15 protein-coding genes are annotated in these 16,307 nt (G+C 78.2%); 5 read left to right on the top strand and 10 right to left on the bottom strand.

All coding sequences use genetic code 11. From position 1 onward, the window contains the following. Positions 1-6 precede the first annotated feature (6 nt). The 8 genes from rfaE2 to JD78_RS19695 all read right to left on the bottom strand — a co-directional run bounded on the left by rfaE2 (position 7) and on the right by JD78_RS19695 (position 7,894). Complete coding sequence (gene rfaE2, locus JD78_RS19730) at positions 7-1,371, bottom strand: D-glycero-beta-D-manno-heptose 1-phosphate adenylyltransferase (protein ID WP_166521348.1); 1,365 nt, start codon at positions 1,369-1,371, stop codon at positions 7-9. Then, a complete protein-coding gene (locus JD78_RS19725; protein WP_166521347.1) occupies positions 1,368-2,051 on the bottom strand; it encodes a D-sedoheptulose-7-phosphate isomerase in 684 nt (227 codons plus the stop codon). Before JD78_RS19725 ends, rfaE2 begins: the two co-directional genes overlap by 4 nt. Positions 2,052-2,071: 20 nt before the next feature. Beyond that, the gene (locus JD78_RS19720; protein ID WP_153360549.1) at positions 2,072-3,280 is read right to left on the bottom strand and encodes a glycosyltransferase; all 1,209 of its coding nucleotides are present in this window, start codon (positions 3,278-3,280) and stop codon (positions 2,072-2,074) included. Beyond that, positions 3,277-4,269: a glycosyltransferase gene (locus JD78_RS19715; RefSeq protein WP_153360547.1), complete on the bottom strand. Its 993-nt coding sequence runs from the start codon at positions 4,267-4,269 to the stop codon at positions 3,277-3,279. Before JD78_RS19715 ends, JD78_RS19720 begins: the two co-directional genes overlap by 4 nt. Next, positions 4,266-5,255, bottom strand: a complete 990-nt coding sequence (locus JD78_RS19710) for a glycosyltransferase family 9 protein (RefSeq protein ID WP_166521346.1) — start codon at positions 5,253-5,255, stop codon at positions 4,266-4,268. The genes JD78_RS19715 and JD78_RS19710 overlap by 4 nt, the downstream gene beginning before the upstream one ends. Positions 5,256-5,320: 65 nt before the next feature. Next, positions 5,321-6,820: an HAD-IIIA family hydrolase gene (locus tag JD78_RS19705; protein WP_153360545.1), complete on the bottom strand. Its 1,500-nt coding sequence runs from the start codon at positions 6,818-6,820 to the stop codon at positions 5,321-5,323. A 132-nt stretch (positions 6,821-6,952) separates the two neighbouring features. Next, the gene (locus JD78_RS19700) at positions 6,953-7,468 is read right to left on the bottom strand and encodes a MarR family winged helix-turn-helix transcriptional regulator (RefSeq protein ID WP_153360543.1); all 516 of its coding nucleotides are present in this window, start codon (positions 7,466-7,468) and stop codon (positions 6,953-6,955) included. A 63-nt stretch (positions 7,469-7,531) separates the two neighbouring features. Beyond that, complete coding sequence (locus JD78_RS19695) at positions 7,532-7,894, bottom strand: hypothetical protein (RefSeq protein ID WP_153360541.1); 363 nt, start codon at positions 7,892-7,894, stop codon at positions 7,532-7,534. 52 nt (positions 7,895-7,946) lie between these two features. Between JD78_RS19695 and JD78_RS19690 the strand changes: the two genes are divergently transcribed. Next, positions 7,947-8,417, top strand: coding sequence for a hypothetical protein (locus tag JD78_RS19690; RefSeq protein WP_153360539.1), 471 nt, complete (start codon positions 7,947-7,949; stop codon positions 8,415-8,417). Between the two features lie 752 nt (positions 8,418-9,169). Beyond that, the gene (locus JD78_RS19685; protein WP_243731092.1) at positions 9,170-10,309 is read left to right on the top strand and encodes an alpha-hydroxy-acid oxidizing protein; all 1,140 of its coding nucleotides are present in this window, start codon (positions 9,170-9,172) and stop codon (positions 10,307-10,309) included. 7 nt (positions 10,310-10,316) lie between these two features. Here JD78_RS19685 and JD78_RS19680 read toward each other — a convergent pair whose 3' ends face one another. Continuing rightward, positions 10,317-10,958 carry a class I SAM-dependent methyltransferase gene (locus JD78_RS19680; protein ID WP_153360535.1) on the bottom strand — a complete coding sequence of 214 codons (642 nt, stop codon included), beginning with the start codon at positions 10,956-10,958 and terminating at the stop codon, positions 10,317-10,319. 57 nt (positions 10,959-11,015) lie between these two features. Between JD78_RS19680 and JD78_RS19675 the strand changes: the two genes are divergently transcribed. From JD78_RS19675 to JD78_RS19665, 3 genes are all read left to right on the top strand, one after another. After that, complete coding sequence (locus JD78_RS19675; RefSeq protein WP_228395170.1) at positions 11,016-12,497, top strand: dihydrolipoyl dehydrogenase family protein; 1,482 nt, start codon at positions 11,016-11,018, stop codon at positions 12,495-12,497. 111 nt (positions 12,498-12,608) lie between these two features. Next, complete coding sequence (locus JD78_RS19670) at positions 12,609-12,899, top strand: universal stress protein (RefSeq protein WP_166521345.1); 291 nt, start codon at positions 12,609-12,611, stop codon at positions 12,897-12,899. Next, the gene (locus JD78_RS19665) at positions 12,884-13,441 is read left to right on the top strand and encodes a universal stress protein (RefSeq protein ID WP_166521344.1); all 558 of its coding nucleotides are present in this window, start codon (positions 12,884-12,886) and stop codon (positions 13,439-13,441) included. The genes JD78_RS19670 and JD78_RS19665 overlap by 16 nt, the downstream gene beginning before the upstream one ends. A 130-nt stretch (positions 13,442-13,571) precedes the next feature. On the opposite strand, the gene JD78_RS22705 is transcribed toward JD78_RS19665, so the two are convergent. Next, a complete protein-coding gene (locus tag JD78_RS22705; protein ID WP_279526852.1) occupies positions 13,572-16,304 on the bottom strand; it encodes a transglycosylase domain-containing protein in 2,733 nt (910 codons plus the stop codon). Positions 16,305-16,307: the final 3 nt, after the last annotated feature.

Genomic DNA, 16,307 nt, shown 5'->3' with positions numbered 1-16,307 from the left:
GGTCCTTCACCACACGCGGGAGCGCTCGACCAGGGCGGTGGTCGAGTGGCCGGGCAGGTACGGCAGGACGACGGCCTGGCCGCCCCACTGCCGCAGCACCGCCGCCTCGGGCAGGTCGGCGCCGGCGTAGTCGCCGCCCTTGGCCCACACGTCGGGGCGCACCTGCTCCAGCACCGCCGAGGGGGTGTCCTCGTCGAAGACGACCACGGCGTCGACGAACTCCAGCGCCTCCAGCACCCGGGCCCGGTCCGTGGCCGACACGAGCGGCCGGGTCGGCCCCTTGAGCCGGGACACCGAGGCGTCGGAGTTGATGCACACGACCAGGCAGTCGCCCAGCCCGCGGGCGGCCCGCAGGGTGGCGACGTGCCCGGCGTGCAGCAGGTCGAAGCAGCCGCCGGTGGCGACGACGGTGCCCCCGGCCCGGCGCACCCGCGCCAGCAGGTCGGCGACGTCGGCGGCCGGCGCCGGCGGCTCGGGCGCGACGGCGTCCCAGGACGAGGCCCCGCCGCGGGCGACGAAGGCCCCGGCGGTGGCGACCGCGGTGGTCACCGCCTCCCCGGTGACGGCGCCGCCGGCGAGGGCGACGGTGGCCGCGGCGGCGAAGGAGTCACCGGCGCCGCACGGGTCGCCGCCGGTGACGGGGGTGGCCGGGACGACCATCGGGGCGCCCTCGCCGTAGGAGAGCAGCGCGCCGCGGGCCCCGAGGGTCACCGCGACCGCGCCGACGCCCCAGTGCCGGATGAGCGCCTCGGCGCGGGCGCCGACGGCGGCCAGCCCGTCGCCGGGCACGTCCCCGCCGACCACCCGCGCGGCCTCGGCGCTGTTGGGCGTGACCAGCCGGGCGCTGGGCACCGGGTCGGCGCCGCGGGGGTGCGGGTCCCAGACGACCGGGCCCGTGGCGGTGCCCAGCGCGGCGCGCACGTCGGGCGCCGACGTCGTCCCCCGGCCGTAGTCGGCCACCAGCACCGCGGCGGCGTCCCGGATGACCGCGGCGGCGTCGGCCGGCAGCGCGCCGAGGGTCGCCGACGGGGCGCCGCTGTCGATGCGGACGACGGAGTGGTCCCCGACCCGCACCCGCTGCTTGACCGCGGTGCCGCCGGCGGCCGGGATCGCGATCAGCCGCACCCGGCCCTCGAGCAGGGCCCGCAGCCGCTGGGCGCCCTCGTCGTCGGCGAGCGGCGCGACCAGCACCACCTCGCGGTCCCCGGCGAAGCGGGCGGCGAGGACGGCGGCCAGCGCGGCGCCGCCGGGCCGCTCGTGGGTCTGCACGTCCTCGACCACCGGCACCGGGGCGTCCGGGGTCAGCCGGGACGCGGTGCCGACCAGGTCGACGTCCAGCAGCGCGTCCCCGACCACCACGACCGGCTTCACCGGACCACCTCGACGTGGTTGCTCGTGGGGATGCGGCTGGGCTCGGTGAGCACGGCGGCGTCGAAGGCGGCGCACAGCAGGTGCAGCGCGACCAGGTGGCACTCCTGCACGGTGGCGGTCCACGGCGAGTCGATGGCGACGGTGTCGTCGGCGACGGCGGCCAGCGGGTTGGGCGCCGGGCCGGTCATCGCCAGCACGGTGATGCCGCACTCCTTGGCCCGCCGGGCGGCGGCCACCGCGTTCGGCGAGCGGCCGGAGGTGGACAGCAGCACCAGCACGTCGCCGGCGCGACCGTGCGCCTCGACCTGGCGGGCGAACAGCTCGTCGGCCGGGTAGTCGTTGGCGATCGCGGTGAGCGACGAGGTCTCCGCGGTCAGGCAGATCGCGGAGAACGGCGGGCGGTCGGCGCGGTAGCGGCCGACCAGCTCGGCGGTGAGGTGCTGGGCCTGCGCGGCGCTGCCCCCGTTGCCGGCGGCCAGCAACCGGCCGCGGGCGGAGGAGCACAGCACGTCGGCGAGCAGCTGGCCCCAGCGGTTGAGCGTGTCGACCTGCGCGGTGAGGTCGCCCAGGGCCGAGGTCAGCGAGGCCACGTGCTCGTGCCCGGTGAGGTGGGTGCACGTGTCGGGCGAGACGACCTCGCGGTCGGTCAGCGGAGCCGGGCGGAACGGGGTGACGCTCATCGGGGTCCCTCCACGGGGGCTCATCGGGCTGCCTCCACCGGCGTGCGGGCGGTGAGGACCTGGCGGTACACGGCGTCGGTGTCGGCGACGACCCGGGACCAGCGGTAGCGGGTACGGGCGCGGGTCACCCCGGCGGCACCGAAGGCGGTGCGGCGGACGTCGTCGGCCAGCAGGCCGGCGAGCGCCCCACCCAGGGCGGCGGGGTCGCGCGGCGGCACCAGCAGGCCGGTGCGGCCGTCGACCACGGTGTCGACCAGCCCGCCGACGGCGGTGGCGACCACGGGGCGCCCGCAGGCCATCGCCTCCAGCGGGGTGATGCCGAACGGCTCGTACCAGGGGACGGCGAGCACCACGTCGGCCGAGCGGATCCAGCCGGGCACGTCGTCGCGGGCCACGGCGCCGGTGAACACCAGCCGGTCGGCGACGCCGAGGGACGCGGCGATGCCGCGCAGCCGGGTGACCTCCGGGTCGGTGTCCAGCTGGTCGGTCTCCGGCCCGCCGACGACGACCAGCTCGGCGTCGGGCACGCGCACCAGCGCCCGGACGGCGTCCTCCTGGCCCTTGCGCTCGACCAGCCGGCCGAGCACGAGCAGGCGCGGGCGGTCCGAGCGCGGCGCGACCGGCCCGTCCGGGGTGAAGACCCCGGTGTCGACGCCGCACGGCACGACCGAGACCCGGTCGCTGGCCAGGCCCAGGCGGCGCAGCTCGAACACCTCGTCGGTGCAGGTGGCGACGACGTGGCTGACGTCGCGGCACAGCCCGCGCTCGAGGTCGATGCGCTGCGCGGGCGAGGTGTCCGCCTCGCCCTGGTGCCGGCGCTTGACCGACCCGAGGGCGTGGAAGGTCTGCAGCACCGGGACGCCCAGCGGCGCGGCGGCCTGCACCGAGGCCAGCCCGCTCATCCAGAAGTGCGCGTGCACGACGTCGGGCCGGTCGGCGGCCCACTCGGCGGCGAGCGCGTGCGCGAAGGTGCCCATGTGCTGGAGCAGGTCGTCCTTGGGCACCGCCCGCGCCGGGCCGGCGGTCACGTGCGCGACGGTGTAGCCGTCGGCGGTGACCACCCGGTCGGGCAGGTCGGCGTCGTCCCGGCGGGTGTGCACCGTGACCTCGTGGCCGCGCATCGCCAGGCCCGCGGCCAGCGCCGCGACGTGCACGTTCTGCCCGCCGGCGTCCACCCCGCCGATGGCGGCGAGGGGGCTGGCGTGCTCGCTGACCATGTCGATCTTCATCGGGTGACCTCTCCCAGCAGGGCATCCCAGTCGGCCAGGAACCGGTCGAGGCCGTAGCGCTCCAGCGCGGCGGCGCGGGCGGCCTTCCCGGCCAGCCGGGCCCGGTCGGGGTCGTGCACGAAGTCGCGGACCGACTGGGCCAGCCGGTCCGGGCGGGTGGAGATCACCCCGGCCTCGGCGGGCACCGCCTCGACCGCCTCGGTGGTGGCCAGGCCGACGACGGGCAGGCCCAGGTGCATGGCCTCCAGCAGCGACAGGCCCAGCGACGTCCAGCGCACCGGGTGCACGTAGACCCGGCGGCGGGCGAGCTCGGCGTGCATCGCGGCCTGCGGCGGGTCGTCGTGCAGGGCGACCCGCTCGGGGCTCAGGCCGTAGCGCTCGTGCAGCCCGGCCAGCCCCATGCCGAACACGTCCAGCGGCGCGGCGTCGGCGAACAGCGGCAGCAGGTCGCCGCCGGTGTACCGGCCGCGGCGCACCGGTTCGTTGACCACGACGGCCGCCCGGGCCAGCTCGCCGGTGTACCGCTCGCCCGGGTCGACGATGCCGTGCTCGATGACCACGGTGGGCGCCGAGCCGTTGTCGTAGAACAGCTCGTTGAAGTACGTGACGTGCGCGATCGGGATCGCGCGCTGGTCGGCCATCGGGTGCCGGGTCTCCGGCACCGCACCCGAGCCGGTGTCCGGGCCGGGGGCGTTGTGCTCGAGGAAGACCGCCGGGAGGTCGCGGCCGGGCTCACGGCCCAGCCACGCGCGCACCAGCTCCAGGTCGCGGGGGCGCTGCAGCACGACGACGTCGGGCTGCTCCTCGCGCAGCTGCTCGGGTGTCACCTCACGGGCGGACGCCGGCCAGTCCCAGGTGCGGGCCCGGCCCAGGCCGTCCGGGCTGCGCACCCCGTCGGGACCCGTGACGACGGGCAGCAGGTACTCGTGCCGGCCCTGGACGAACGCCGTCGTCCAGGAGCCGTGCACGTGCCAGAGGAGGACCTTCATGCGGTGACCAGCTTCTCGACGGCGGCGACGACGTCGCCGGCGGTGACGGAGGTGAGGCAGGGGTGCCCCGGCACCGGGCACTCGCGGGCGCGGGTGTCGCGGCAGGGGGCGGACTGGTCGCCGAGCAGCACGGTGGGCACGCCGTACGGCGCCCACCGGACCGCCGGGACGACCGGGGAGAACAGCGAGACCACGGGGGTGCCGACGGCGGCGGCCAGGTGCGCCGGGCCGGTGTTGCCGACGACGACCGCAGCGGCCCCGTCGAGCAGCGCGGCCATCTCCGCGAGCGTGGTCGCGCCCCCGAGGTCGGTGCCCCGGGTGCCGGCGACGGCGGCGGTGAGCGCCCGCTCCCCCGGTCCGCCGGTGACCAGCACCCGGTACCCGGCGTCGGCCAGTGCCTCGACCGCCTCGGCGCACCGGTCGGCCGGCCAGGCGCGGGCGGGCACGGAGGCACCGGGGTGGAGCACGACGTACCCGGGCTCGTGGGCGACCGCCGGCAGCGGGCGGCGGACGGCGAGCCGGCCGTCGTCGCCGTCGGGGAGCTCGAACCCGGCGGCGCGGGCCAGCGACAGGGCGCGCTCGGGCTCGGGCAGGTCGTCGTCGACCCGGTGCCGGACGTCGAGCAGGGAACCGGGGTAGTCGACGCTGGTCGCGGAGATCCTGACGACGTCGGCGGTGCGCAGCACCAACGCGAGCGGCAGCGGCGACTGGTGGAAGGACGTGCTGATCACCGCCTCGTCGACGCCGAGTGCGCGCACCCGGTCGGCGAGCGCGGCGATGTCCGCGGCGTCCACCGGCTGCGGGGAGCCGTCGATCCACGGGCAGTGCCAGGTGAGCACCTCGTCGACGCCGGGCAGCAGCTGCGCCGCGGCGGTGCCCTGCGGGCTGGCCAGGAACACCACCCGGTCGGCGCCGTGCGCGACCGCGCGGACCAGCGGCCCCTGCAGCAGGACGTCGCCGGCGTTGTCCAGCCGGGCGACGAGCACCGTCCGTCCGGGGTTCGGCGCCGGAACCCGGACGGGGGTCGGCGCCGAACCCGGGAGATCGGCGGTCACCAGGCGCCGGCCAGGACGTCGTCGACCGCCTCGGCGAGCGTCGGCGCGCGGTGCGCGGCGGCGGTGACCTCCTCGGGGCGGGTGACCGGCGTCGGCACCAGGATGCCGGCGGCGCCGGCGGCCGCGGCGGCCTGCACGTCGGCGGCGATGTCGCCGATCAGCACGCAGCGCGCCGGGGCGACGTCGAGCTCGGCGCAGGCCGCCTTCACCATGCCGGGCGCGGGCTTGCGGCAGTCGCAGCCGTCCTCCGGCGCGTGCGGGCAGACCTGCACCGTGTCGAACGGGCCGAGCAGCTCGGCGACCCGGGCGTTGACCGCGTCGGCCTGCGCGCGGGTGATCAGCCCGCGGCCGACCCCGGACTGGTTGGTGACCAGCCCGATCCGCACCCCGCGGGCGCGCAGCGCGTCGAGCGCCTCGCGGGCACCGTCGACCGGGCGGACCAGCGCCGGGTCACCGTTGTAGGGGACGTCGTGGACGAGGGTGCCGTCCCGGTCGAAGAGCACCAGGTCGGGCAGCCCGCGCCAGGCCGGGACATCGCGGTGCTGCACGGCGCCGCGGAGGAAGTGCCAGGTGGCCAGCGGCGGGATGACCGCGCTGGTCAGCGCCATCGTCGTCACCTCGTGGCGGGTGCGGGGACCCGGCGCGACGCGTGCCCAGGCGAACTCGGCGGTGCCCGCGGCCCAGCCGAGCGCGGCCAGCGCGGCGGCCCGTGGCCTCCCCGCGACCGCGAGCCCGAGGGCAGCCAGGGCGGCCCCGGTGACGGCGAGGTGGCGGGGGCGGCGACCGACGGCGGCGTCGGCGCGCGCCCGCCAGTCCGGGCCGTGCAGGCGGCGCATCAGGACGTCGTCGGCGTTGCCTGCCTGCACCCGGGCGCTGACCCAGCGGTCGACCGGGCGCACCGGGTGGGTGATCCACCGCTCGCCGCGGGTCAGCCCCGCGCCGGTGTCCATCACCCGCAGCGCCAGGTCGGAGTCCTCGCGGAAGGCGCGGGGAAAGCGCTCGTCGAACCCGCCGACGGCGGCGAGCGCGGCCCGCCGGTAGGCGAGGTCGGCGGTGATCCAGCTGCTGGTGGCCAGGCCCGCGGTGCCGCGCTCCCAGTCGGTGGGGCGCCGGCCCGCGGGCAGCGGCACCCGCACCCGTCCCTGGGTCCCGGCGACGTCGGCCGGCAGCGCGGCGAGGTCGGCGGCGAGCCGCTCGTACCAGTCGGGGTCGGGCACCACGTCGTCGTCGAGGAAGGCGATCCACTCGGTGCGGGCCACCCGCCAGCCGAGGTTCCGCGCCCGCGCCGGACCGCCGCCGCCGGTGCGCACCACCCGGACCGGGGGCAGCCCCGCACGGTCGGGCCGCAGCGGGGCACCGGTGAGCCGGTCGTCGACCACGACCAGCTCGGCCGGGCGGGGGCCGGAGGCGCCGGCGAGGGCGTCGAGGAGCACGTCGAGCGACGGTCGGCCGATGCTCGGCACGACCAGCGTGCAGTTGTCCAGCGCACCCGTCATGCCCGCGTCGGTGCCCGACAAGATCGCCGCCAAACACTACGGCCTTGAAGTTCTCCGGAGCCGGGGCCGGGACCACCCGTCCGGATGACGGTCACCGCTGGTCGGAGGCGGACGCGGCGGTCCGGCCGGGGCTCAGCGGGGGCGGCGGGCGGCCGCGGAGACCCGGGCCAGCGCGTCGGTGACCACCCCGGCGTCGTCGCCCAGCAGGGTCAGCAGGTGCGCGACGAGGTCGTCGTGCGTCCGGCCCGCGGCCCGCACCCGCTCCCGGCCGACGTCGGTGAGCCGGGCGTGCAGCAGCCGCCGGTCGCCGCCGACCCGCTCGCGGGTGACCAGGCCCTCGGCGACCAGCCGGTTGACCGTGCTGGTGATCCCGGGCCGGGAGAGCCCGACCGCCTCGGCCAGGTCGCCCATCGAGGCGCTCTCCTCCGGCGCCTCGGCGATCCGGCGCAGCACCTCGAAGCCGGTGAGCGAGACGCCGTGCTGCCGGTGCAGGGCGGAGTCGACCCGGCGGGTGACCCGGTCGTGCACCTGCACGATCCGCAGCCAGGTCTCGGTGGCGGTGGGCCCGGCGGCCGCGAGCCCACTGACGTCCCGTGGCACACCCCGGGCGGGTGCGCCGTCGGGTCGCGGGTCGGTGTGCTGCTCCATGGCGGGTCAGGTCCTCCGGAGGTGGCTGGGCAGGTGGTGGGCTGGGCAGGTGATGGGCTGAGCTCAGGGGGCAGGGTGGCCGCGGGATCGGCGTCGGGCGACCGCGCCGAGCGCGCCGGCGGTGGTCAGCAGGGCGATCCCGGCGAGCAGCGCCGGCCGGGAGTCGGCGTCCTCGGGAACCGGCTCGTCGGCCGCCGCGACCTCCAGCGCCAGGTCGGCGGTGGCCGTCGACCGGTTCCCGACCAGCTCCAGGCGGGCCGGCCCGAGCGCAGCCCCGGGCGGGATCCGGACGACCGCCTCCACCCGCCCACCGGGACCGGCGCTGACGGTGGCCAGCGGCGCCTCGACACCGGTCATGGAGACGGTGACCGTCTCGCCGGGGGCGAACCCGGTGGCCTGCACGGTGACCGTGCCCCCGGCGGTCACGGGGACGGCCGGACCGCTGTCGGTCGCTGGTGCGGACGTCGCGGGGCCGGGGGTGACCGGGCTCTCCGGGACGGGCGCCGACGGCGGCGAGGGAGGCGGCGCCGGCACCTCCGGTTCCGGCGCCGACGAGGGCGCCGGGGCAGGCGCCGGGGCGGACGGCGGGGTGGACGGCGGGGTGGACGGCGGGGTGGACGGCGGGGTGGACGGCGGGGTGGACGGCGGGGTGGAGGGCGCCGTCGACGACGGCACCGTCGCCGACGACTCGGGTGCCGCCGACGGCGGCGGGGCGGACGACCCGGGTCCCTCCGAGGTCGGCGGGCCGGACGCAGTCGGCGTTGCCGGCGGCGACGAGGGCGGCGGCGACGAGGGCGGCGACGACGAGGGCGGCGACGACGAGGGCGGCGACGACGAGGGCGGCGACGACGAGGGCGGGGGCGCCTGCGACGTCGGCGGCACGGGCTCGACCGGCGCGGACGGCGGCGCGCTGATCGCCGCGCAGTCCTCGGCGCTGGGCCGGGTGTAGGTGCCCAGCTCCACCGGGGCGTCGGCGGCGCCGTCGGGGTCGGTCACGGTGACCGAGACGTCGACGGTGGTCCCCCAGTCGACGTCGGAGCTGGTCAGCTCGGTCTGCCCGCCGGGCGGGAGGTCGGCGGCCGCCTGCTCGGTGGTGCCGTCGAACACCAGCGCGACCCGGTGCGGCTCGGTGCCGTTGGTGACCACCACCCGCACGACCGCCGGCCCGCAGCTGGGCCCGTGGGTGACCTCGACGCCGGGCTGGCGGGGGTCGTCGATCGCGGCCGCCGGCGGAGCGAGCGCGACACCGGCCACCAGCACGGCCCCGGCGGTGAGCCCGAGCACGCCACCGGGGCGCGGCACACGGCGCCCGGGCGGTGTCGTCGTCGGCACTCCTGGCCCCCGTTCTGGCGCCCCCGGCGGACGGCTGTGCTGCGACATCCTCGCCGCAGTGCCCCGGAGGTGCACCGATCATGTGCGCCCCGGGCACCTCGTCGTCCGATCGTCACACCGGCTGCGGGCGCGTCACCGGCGTGTCGGCCCGGCGCGCCGGTCGGTGAGCAGCGAACGCAGGTGACCGAGACTCCGGTCACACCCCGTCACTACGGTGACCGGGGTGGACTCAGCGGCGGGCACCGGACGACAGCGGCAGGACACCGTCTACCGGGCGGGCGTCTACGGCCGGCACCCCCGGGTGCCCACCGTCTACCGGGCGCTTGCCGACCGGGCCCGGCGGCGGCTGGGCCCCGGGCGCACGGCTACGTGGCCGGCGGCGCCGGCGACGAGGACACCCAGCGCGCCGACCGGGCGGCGTTCGACCGCTGGGCCGTGGTGCCGCGGGTGCTGCGCGACGTCAGTGCCCGGGACACGTCGGTGGAGCTGTTCGGCCGGCGCCTGCCGGCGCCGGTGCTGCTCGACCCGGTCGGCGCGCTGGAGCTGGTGCACCCCGAGGCGGACCTCGCCGTGGCCCGGGCGGCCGCCGCGCTCGGCGTGCCGATGGTCTTCTCCAACCAGGCCTCGGTGCCGATGGAGGCCACCGCCGCGGCGATGGGCGACTCCCCGCGCTGGATGCAGCTGTACTGGTCGACCTCCGACGAGCTGGTGGAGAGCCTGCTCGGCCGCGCCGAGGCCAGCGGCTGCGAGGCCGTCGTCGTCACGCTGGACACCACCATGCTCGGCTGGCGCCCGCGCGACCTGGACCTGGGCCACCTGCCCTTCGCGCTGGGCAAGGGCATCGCGCAGTACACCTCCGACCCGGTGTTCCGCCGGCTCGTCGAGGAACGGGCGGCCGCGGCCGGCGCCCCGCGTGACCCCCAGCCGCGCCCCACGGTCGCCGCGGTGCGCGCGCTGGTCGGCATCGCCCGCGCCTGGCCCGGGCCGCTGGTGGCGAACCTGCGCTCCCCGCTCCCCCGCGCCGCGGTCGAGACCTTCCTGGCCATCTACTCCCGGCCCTCGATCACCTGGGCCGACCTGGCCTGGCTGCGCGAGCGCACCCGGCTGCCGATCGTGCTCAAGGGCGTGCTGCACCCCGACGACGCGCGGCGGGCGGCGGACGAGGGCGTCGACGGGCTGGTGGTGAGCACCCACGGCGGGCGGCAGGTCGACCGCTCGATCGCGGCCCTGGACGCACTGCCGGGCGTGGTCGAGGCCGTGGACGACCGCATGCCGGTGCTGTTCGACAGCGGGGTGCGCAGCGGGGCCGACGTGCTGGTCGCCGTCGCCCTCGGGGCCCGGGCGGTGCTGCTGGGCCGGCCGTGGGTGTGGGGCCTGGGGCTGGCCGGGGAGGCCGGCGTCCGCCAGGTGGTCGAGGACGTGCTCGGCGAGTTCGACCTGACCCTGGGCCTCACCGGCCACACCGCCGTCGGCCAGCTCACCCCCCAGGTGCTGGTCCGCCGGCCCTGACCCCCGGTCAGCCGGGGAGCGTGCCGGCCCGCACCTGCACGTGCCCGCCGCGCAGGTCCCACCGGTCGACGTCGGTGCAGTGCTCCTCGACGGCCCGCCAGGGGCGCGCGGCCGGGTCGGCGCCGCCGCTCCACATGGCCAGCCGGGCCAGCGCCCGCGCCGGCCGTGGGCCGCGCTGCGCCGGCTGCATGTCCACCACCGCCACCCGGGCGCCGGGGCGGCCCAGGGCGACCGCGGCCCGCCAGGCCGCCGGCCAGTCGTCGATCAGGGAGAGCGCGTAGGTGCACAGCACGGCGTCCGCGCCGTCGCCCCCGAGCGCCTCGAGCAGGCGCCCGGACGGCGGCGCGGTGGCATCGCCCTGGACCAGCGTCACGCCCGGCCAGCCCCGTGCGGCGGGCCGCCGGCCGGCCCGGGCGAGCATCTGCCGACTGGCGTCCAGGCCGACGAAGCGGCCGCCGTCGCCGACCCGCTCGTGCACGGGCCGCAGGTCCAGCCCGGTGCCGCAGCCGACGACGAGCAACCGGCTCCCGGGGCGCAGCCGGAGCCCGGCGATCCCCGCCAGCCGCCCGGGCCGGTAGACCGGCCACTCCCCGGAGACCAGGTCGTAGACGGGGGCGATCAGCTCGTACTGCCGGGTCCGGCCCGCCATGCCGCCTCCTCCGTCGCAGCGCTGCACCCGCGCGATCGCCCGGGCAGACTCGACGTGGTGAACATCGTCCCCGATCCCGCCGGCACCGTGCCCGACACCGACGTCCGCCGGCGCCGCTGGGAGCTGCTGGTGGTGGGCGCCGGCACCGCGGGCCTGCTCGCCGCCCAGACCGCCGCGTCGTTCGGCGTCCGGGTGCTGCTCGTCGACCGCGGCACCTGGGGCGGGGAGTGCCTGTGGACCGGGTGCGTCCCGTCCAAGGCGCTGATCGCCGCCGGCGAGGCGGCGGCCGCGGCCCGGGGCGCCGCGGAGTTCGGCGTGCACGCCGACGGGGTGCGCATCGACGGGGCCGCGGTGCTGGACCGGGTGCGGGAAGCGGTGCGCACGATCGAGCCGGTGGACTCCCCGCGCGCCCAGCGGGACGCCGGCATCGCCGTGGCCACCGGCGACCTGGTCTTCACCGGGCCCGACGCGGCGGAGCTCGACGGCCACCGGCTCCGGTTCCGCCAGGCCGTCGTGGCCACCGGGTCGGCGCCGTCCGTGCCGCCGGTGCCCGGCCTCGCCGAGGCCGGGCCGCTGACCACCGAGACGCTGTGGGACGAGCCGGCGCTGCCCGGCCGGCTCGTCGTGCTGGGCGGCGGCACCACCGGGTGCGAGCTGGGGCAGGCGATGGCCCGGCTCGGGGTCGACGTCCACCTCGTGGAGACCGCCGACCGGCTGCTGCCGGCCGAGGACCCGGCCGCCTCCGGCCTGGTCACCGCGGCCCTGGAGCGCGACGGCGTCACCGTCCACCTCGGGGCGGAGGTCCGCCGGGTCACCGGCGGGCCGGGGAGCACCCGGCTCGCCCTCGCCGACGGGTCGGAGCTGGCGTGCGACCGGGTGCTGGTCGCCACCGGGCGGCGGGCGGCGCGCGGCCGGCTCGGGCTGGCCGCCGCCGGGGTGGCCTGCGACGAGGCCGGCTGGGTGACCGTCGACCGGCACCTGCGCACCAGCAACCCGCGGATCTGGGCGGCCGGTGACGTCACCGGCCAGCCGCCGTACACCCACCTCGCCGGCCTGCACGGCTCGACGGTGGCCGCCAACGCGGTGCTGGGCCTGCGCCGCACGGTCGACCTGACCGCGCTGCCCCGGGTCACGTTCACCCAGCCGGAGGTGGCCGCGGTCGGCGCGCCCACCGGATCGGCGGGGGAAGCCGGGCTGCGGGTGGTGGAGCAGGACCACCGGCACGCCGACCGGGCGATCACCGACCGGCGCACCGACGGGGTCACCCGCCTGGCGGTCGACTCCCGGCACCGGGTGCGGGGGGCGACGGTCGTCGGGCCGCGCGCCGGGGAGACCCTCGCCGAGCTCACCCTCGCCGTCACGCAGGGCCTCACCACCAGCGACCTGACCGGCGCCACCCACCCCTACCCGACCTACGCCGACCCGGTGTGGCAGGCCGCGATCGGCGACTACCGCGCCCGGCTGGCCGCCCCCGTCCCCCGCCGGGCGCTGCGCGCGCTCCGCCGGCTCCGCCGCCTGCGGCTCGCGCTGCCCGGCTGACCTGCCGGGGCCGGTCTCCGTCGCCCGGCTGGTGGGCGGGGCGTGGACGCGCCACAGTGCCCTCGTGCCCCAGCCGTCGTCGCGTGCCCCGCTGTGCCGGTGGACGCCGCCATGACCGTGCTGCTGGGCTGGGGGGCCGCCGAGCACGGCACCGGGGACGACGCCGCGCTCCAGCTGGCCGCCGGGCTCGCGCTGGCCGAGGACTCCCCCGCCGTGGTGGTCACCGTCGTCCCGCCGGGCCCGATCAGCGCGACCGCCTCCCGCATCGACCGGGAGTACCTGCAGTGGCGGGCCGCGCTGACCGCGACCCGCCAGGCGGAGGCGGTGACCGGGCTGCGCCGCGCGGGCGTCGACGACGTCCGCACCGCGGTCGTGCCGGGGCCCCGGTGCCGGCGGGGCTGATCGAGGCGGTCGGCGACTACCGCGCCCGGGTGCTGGTGCTCGGCGCCGCGGCGACCGCCCCGCCGGGCCGGTTCGCCGCCGGGCCGGTGGCCGAGCGGCTGCTGCACAGCTCACCGGTGCCGCTCGCGCTGGCGCCGCGGGGCTGGGCCGGGCAGACGCCGCCGACCCGGCTCACCTGCGCGTGGGCGGGGCCGGCACGTTCCGGGGAGGCGCTGGTCAGCGCCCGGGCGACGGCCGGGCGGTGGGGCGTGCCGGTGCGGCTGGTCACCTTCGTGCCCGAGCCGGTGACGGTGCCGCCCGCGGCGCCGTGGCCGGACCCGGGCCCCGCGCCGGAGACGGTGCTGGCCGAGGGCCCCGGCTGGGAGGGGGCGATGGCGGCCGTCGCCTGGGAGTCGGGTGACGTCCTGGTGCTCGGCTCGTCGCGGCTCGGTCCGGCGGGCCGGGTCTCCCTCGGGTCGGCGGCGGCCGAGATCCTGCGCGTCGCGCCGGTGCCGGTGCTCGTCGTCCCGCGTGGCGCGGACGGCACGCCGTCGCACTCTTGACGTAGCCGAGTGAGCTGAGTCACAGTCGGTCGCGGGCGGGGGAAGCCGGCTACCAATGGCCCTCCACTGCTGGAGGGACCGACCAACGCGGCCAGACCGCCAGGACCGGCCCCCCGCCCGCCAACTCAGCTCAGGCGCCCGGTCCCGGGCTCTCGCCCGGCCCGGCCGTCGGCTGGGGCTCGGGGGACGGCGCCGGCTCAGGTGCCGGCTCCGCGCTCGGTTCGGGCGCCGGCTCGGGCGCGGGTTCAGGGGCCGGCTCCGGCGCAGGCGCGGACGTGGGCTCCGGCACGGGCGTGGGCTCCGGCACGGGCGTGGGCTCCGGCTCGGGAGCCGGTTCCGGCTCGGGAGCCGGTTCCGGCTCGGGAGCCGGTTCCGGCGAAGGCTCAGGTGCGGGCACCGGCTCAGGCGCCGGTTCCGGCGTGGGCGTCGGCGTCGGCGTCGGCGTGGGCGTCGGCTCCGGCGTGGGAGCAGGCGTCGGCTCAGGTGCGGGCTCCGGCTCGGGGGCCGGAGCGGGCTCGGACGACGGCTCGGGGGCCGGAGCGGGCTCGGGCGACGGCTCGGGCTCGGGCGACGGCTCGGGCGCGGGCTCCGGGCGCGGCGGGCTGTACTGCGAGCCGTTGCTCACCAGCAGCACCACCTGCTGCCCCGGCGGCAGCGGCGTCCCGGCGGCGGGCCGCAGGCCGACGACGCGACCGGCCGGCACCGCGGCGTCGACCACGCGGCGCACCGGCTCGTACCCGGCCTCGGCCAGCAGCGACCCGCAGGCGGTCGCACCGTTGCTGATGCAGCCGCCGGGGACCGCGGCGCTGGCTCCGCGCAGGTACTCGGGGTCGGCCGGCGGGAAGGGCACCGCGGGGCGCGCGGAGAGCACCGGCGTCATCGCCTCCCGCCAGATGGTCGCCGGGATCCCGCCCCCGAAGCTGCCGACGTCCCGGTTCGCCCGCGGGTCGTAGAGCATGACCGTGGCCGCGAACTCCGGCGTGTACCCGACGAAGGTCGCCGAGTAGTTGTCCTGGGAGGTGCCGGTCTTCCCGGCGATCTCGTGCCCGGGCACGTACGCCCGGCGGCCGGTCTGCCCGGGGTGGCCCGGCTCGACGTCCTTGCGCAGCGCCTGGCTGACCGTGGCCGCGATGCCTGGCGCGATCGCCTCGGGCGTGCACTCCGGCTGCCCGCCCAGCGGCTGCCCCTCCGGGCCGGTCAGCGGCTGGCCGGTGCGGTCGAGCACCTCCGTCACCAGCTGCGGTCGGCAGGCGGTGCCGTTGGCGGCGAGCGTGGCGTAGGCGCTGGTCAGGGCCAGTGGGCTGGTCGGCTCGGCGCCGAAGGTGAACGACCCGCGGTTCTCCGCGACCACCTGGTCGGCGACCGGGTCGAGGCTGCGCAGCCCCATCCGCTGGGCGGCGCGCACCGGCGCCTCGACGCTGCCGAGCAGGTCCTCCAGCGCGAGGAAGTAGGTGTTGGAGGAGCGGTAGAGCGCCTCCTCCATGTCCAGCCGGGACGGGTAGCGGCCGGCGTTCTGCACGTCGTAGGGCCCGTCGCCGTCCTCGTAGACGCCGGAGACGTACGGGTCGGAGGTGCGCAGCTCCAGGTCCAGGCCGTAGCCGGCCTCCATCGCGGCGACCGCGGTGAACACCTTGTAGGTGGAGCCGGTGCCCTGGCCGGCGGCGGCGGGGAGGTCGACGGTGGTCTGCGCCGGGTCGGCCTCGTCCAGACCGAACTCGCGGTTGACCGCCATCGCCAGCACCCGCCCGGTGCCCGGCTGCACGGCGACGAAGATGCCGGCCCGCGGGTCGTCGGTGGCCAGCGCCTGCCGGACGGCGGCGTCCCCGGCCTGCTGCACGGCGGGGTCCAGGGTGGTGCGGATGGTCAGCCCGCCGGCCTGCAGGCGCTCCCGGGTGAGGCCGTAGCGCTCGGCCAGCGCGTCGAGCAGGTGGCCGCAGAAGAAGTCGCCGATCCGCGCGTCGGCGCAGCCGTTGGGCGGGGCGCCGCCGTCGACGATGCCCAGCGGCTCGGCGCGGGCGGCCGCAGCCGCGGCCGGGTCGAGCAGCCCGACCTCGGCCATGCGGGTGAGCACCAGGTCGCGCCGGCCCTGCGCCCGCTCCGGGGCGGTCACCGGGTCGTAGGCGGAGGGGCTGCGGACCATCCCGGCCAGGAGCGCCGCCTGCGCGGCGGTCAGCTGGTCGGGCGTGGTGGCGAAGTAGCGCTGGGCGGCGGCGGCGATGCCGTATGCCCCGTTGCCGTAGTAGACGGTGTTCAGGTAGCGGGTGAGGATCTCGTCCTTGCTGTACTGCTGCTCGAGCGCCAGCGCGATCTGCGCCTCGCTGAGCTTGCGGCCGAGGGTGTCGGCGGTGGCCTGGGAGCGGCCGGCGTCGTCCTGCGCGGTCTGCAGGCGCAGCTGCTTCACCAGCTGCTGGGTGATCGTCGAGCCGCCCTCGGCGACCTCGCCGGCGACGATGTTCTTCACCAGCGCCCGGGTCAGGCCGCGGGGGTCCACGCCGGGGTGGTCGCGGAAGCGTGCGTCCTCGATCGCCACCAGCGCGTCCTTGGCCACCTCGGCGATCTGCTCGCCGGGGACGGGGGTGCGGTTGCGCCGGTAGAACTGGGTGATCAGCGACCCGTCCGCGGCGAGGACCCGGGTGGTGCCGGGCAGCCGGTCGTCGACGACCGGGTCGTCGATGGGCTGCACCAGCGCACCGCCCTGCTTGGCGGCCAGGCCGACGCCGGCCAGCCACGGGGCGAGCACGCCGGCCACCAGCCCGCCGGCCAGGACGACGGCGAGAGCCAGTCTCAGCAGTACCCCGCTGCGGGTCCGGCGCTCCTCGTCCGGCAGCTGCCACGGCTGCGACTCCCTGGCGATGACCGACACCTC

This window comes from Modestobacter roseus (assembly GCF_007994135.1).
GTDB classification, from domain to species: domain Bacteria; phylum Actinomycetota; class Actinomycetes; order Mycobacteriales; family Geodermatophilaceae; genus Modestobacter; species Modestobacter roseus.
The sequence above is the reverse complement of the archived record's forward strand: the minus strand, read 5'-3'. Positions and strand labels throughout refer to the sequence as shown.

Coding starts and splice junctions, on each gene's coding strand:
- JD78_RS19725 (WP_166521347.1), bottom strand. CDS start 2,051: ATGAGCGTCACCCCGTTCCGCCCGGCTCCGCTGACCGACCGCGAGGTC.
- JD78_RS19715 (WP_153360547.1), bottom strand. CDS start 4,269: ATGAAGGTCCTCCTCTGGCACGTGCACGGCTCCTGGACGACGGCGTTC.
- JD78_RS19670 (WP_166521345.1), top strand. CDS start 12,609: ATGACCGTGCTGCTGGGCTGGGGGGCCGCCGAGCACGGCACCGGGGAC.
- JD78_RS19700 (WP_153360543.1), bottom strand. CDS start 7,468: ATGGAGCAGCACACCGACCCGCGACCCGACGGCGCACCCGCCCGGGGT.
- JD78_RS19720 (WP_153360549.1), bottom strand. CDS start 3,280: ATGAAGATCGACATGGTCAGCGAGCACGCCAGCCCCCTCGCCGCCATC.
- JD78_RS19705 (WP_153360545.1), bottom strand. CDS start 6,820: ATGACGGGTGCGCTGGACAACTGCACGCTGGTCGTGCCGAGCATCGGC.
- JD78_RS19680 (WP_153360535.1), bottom strand. CDS start 10,958: ATGGCGGGCCGGACCCGGCAGTACGAGCTGATCGCCCCCGTCTACGAC.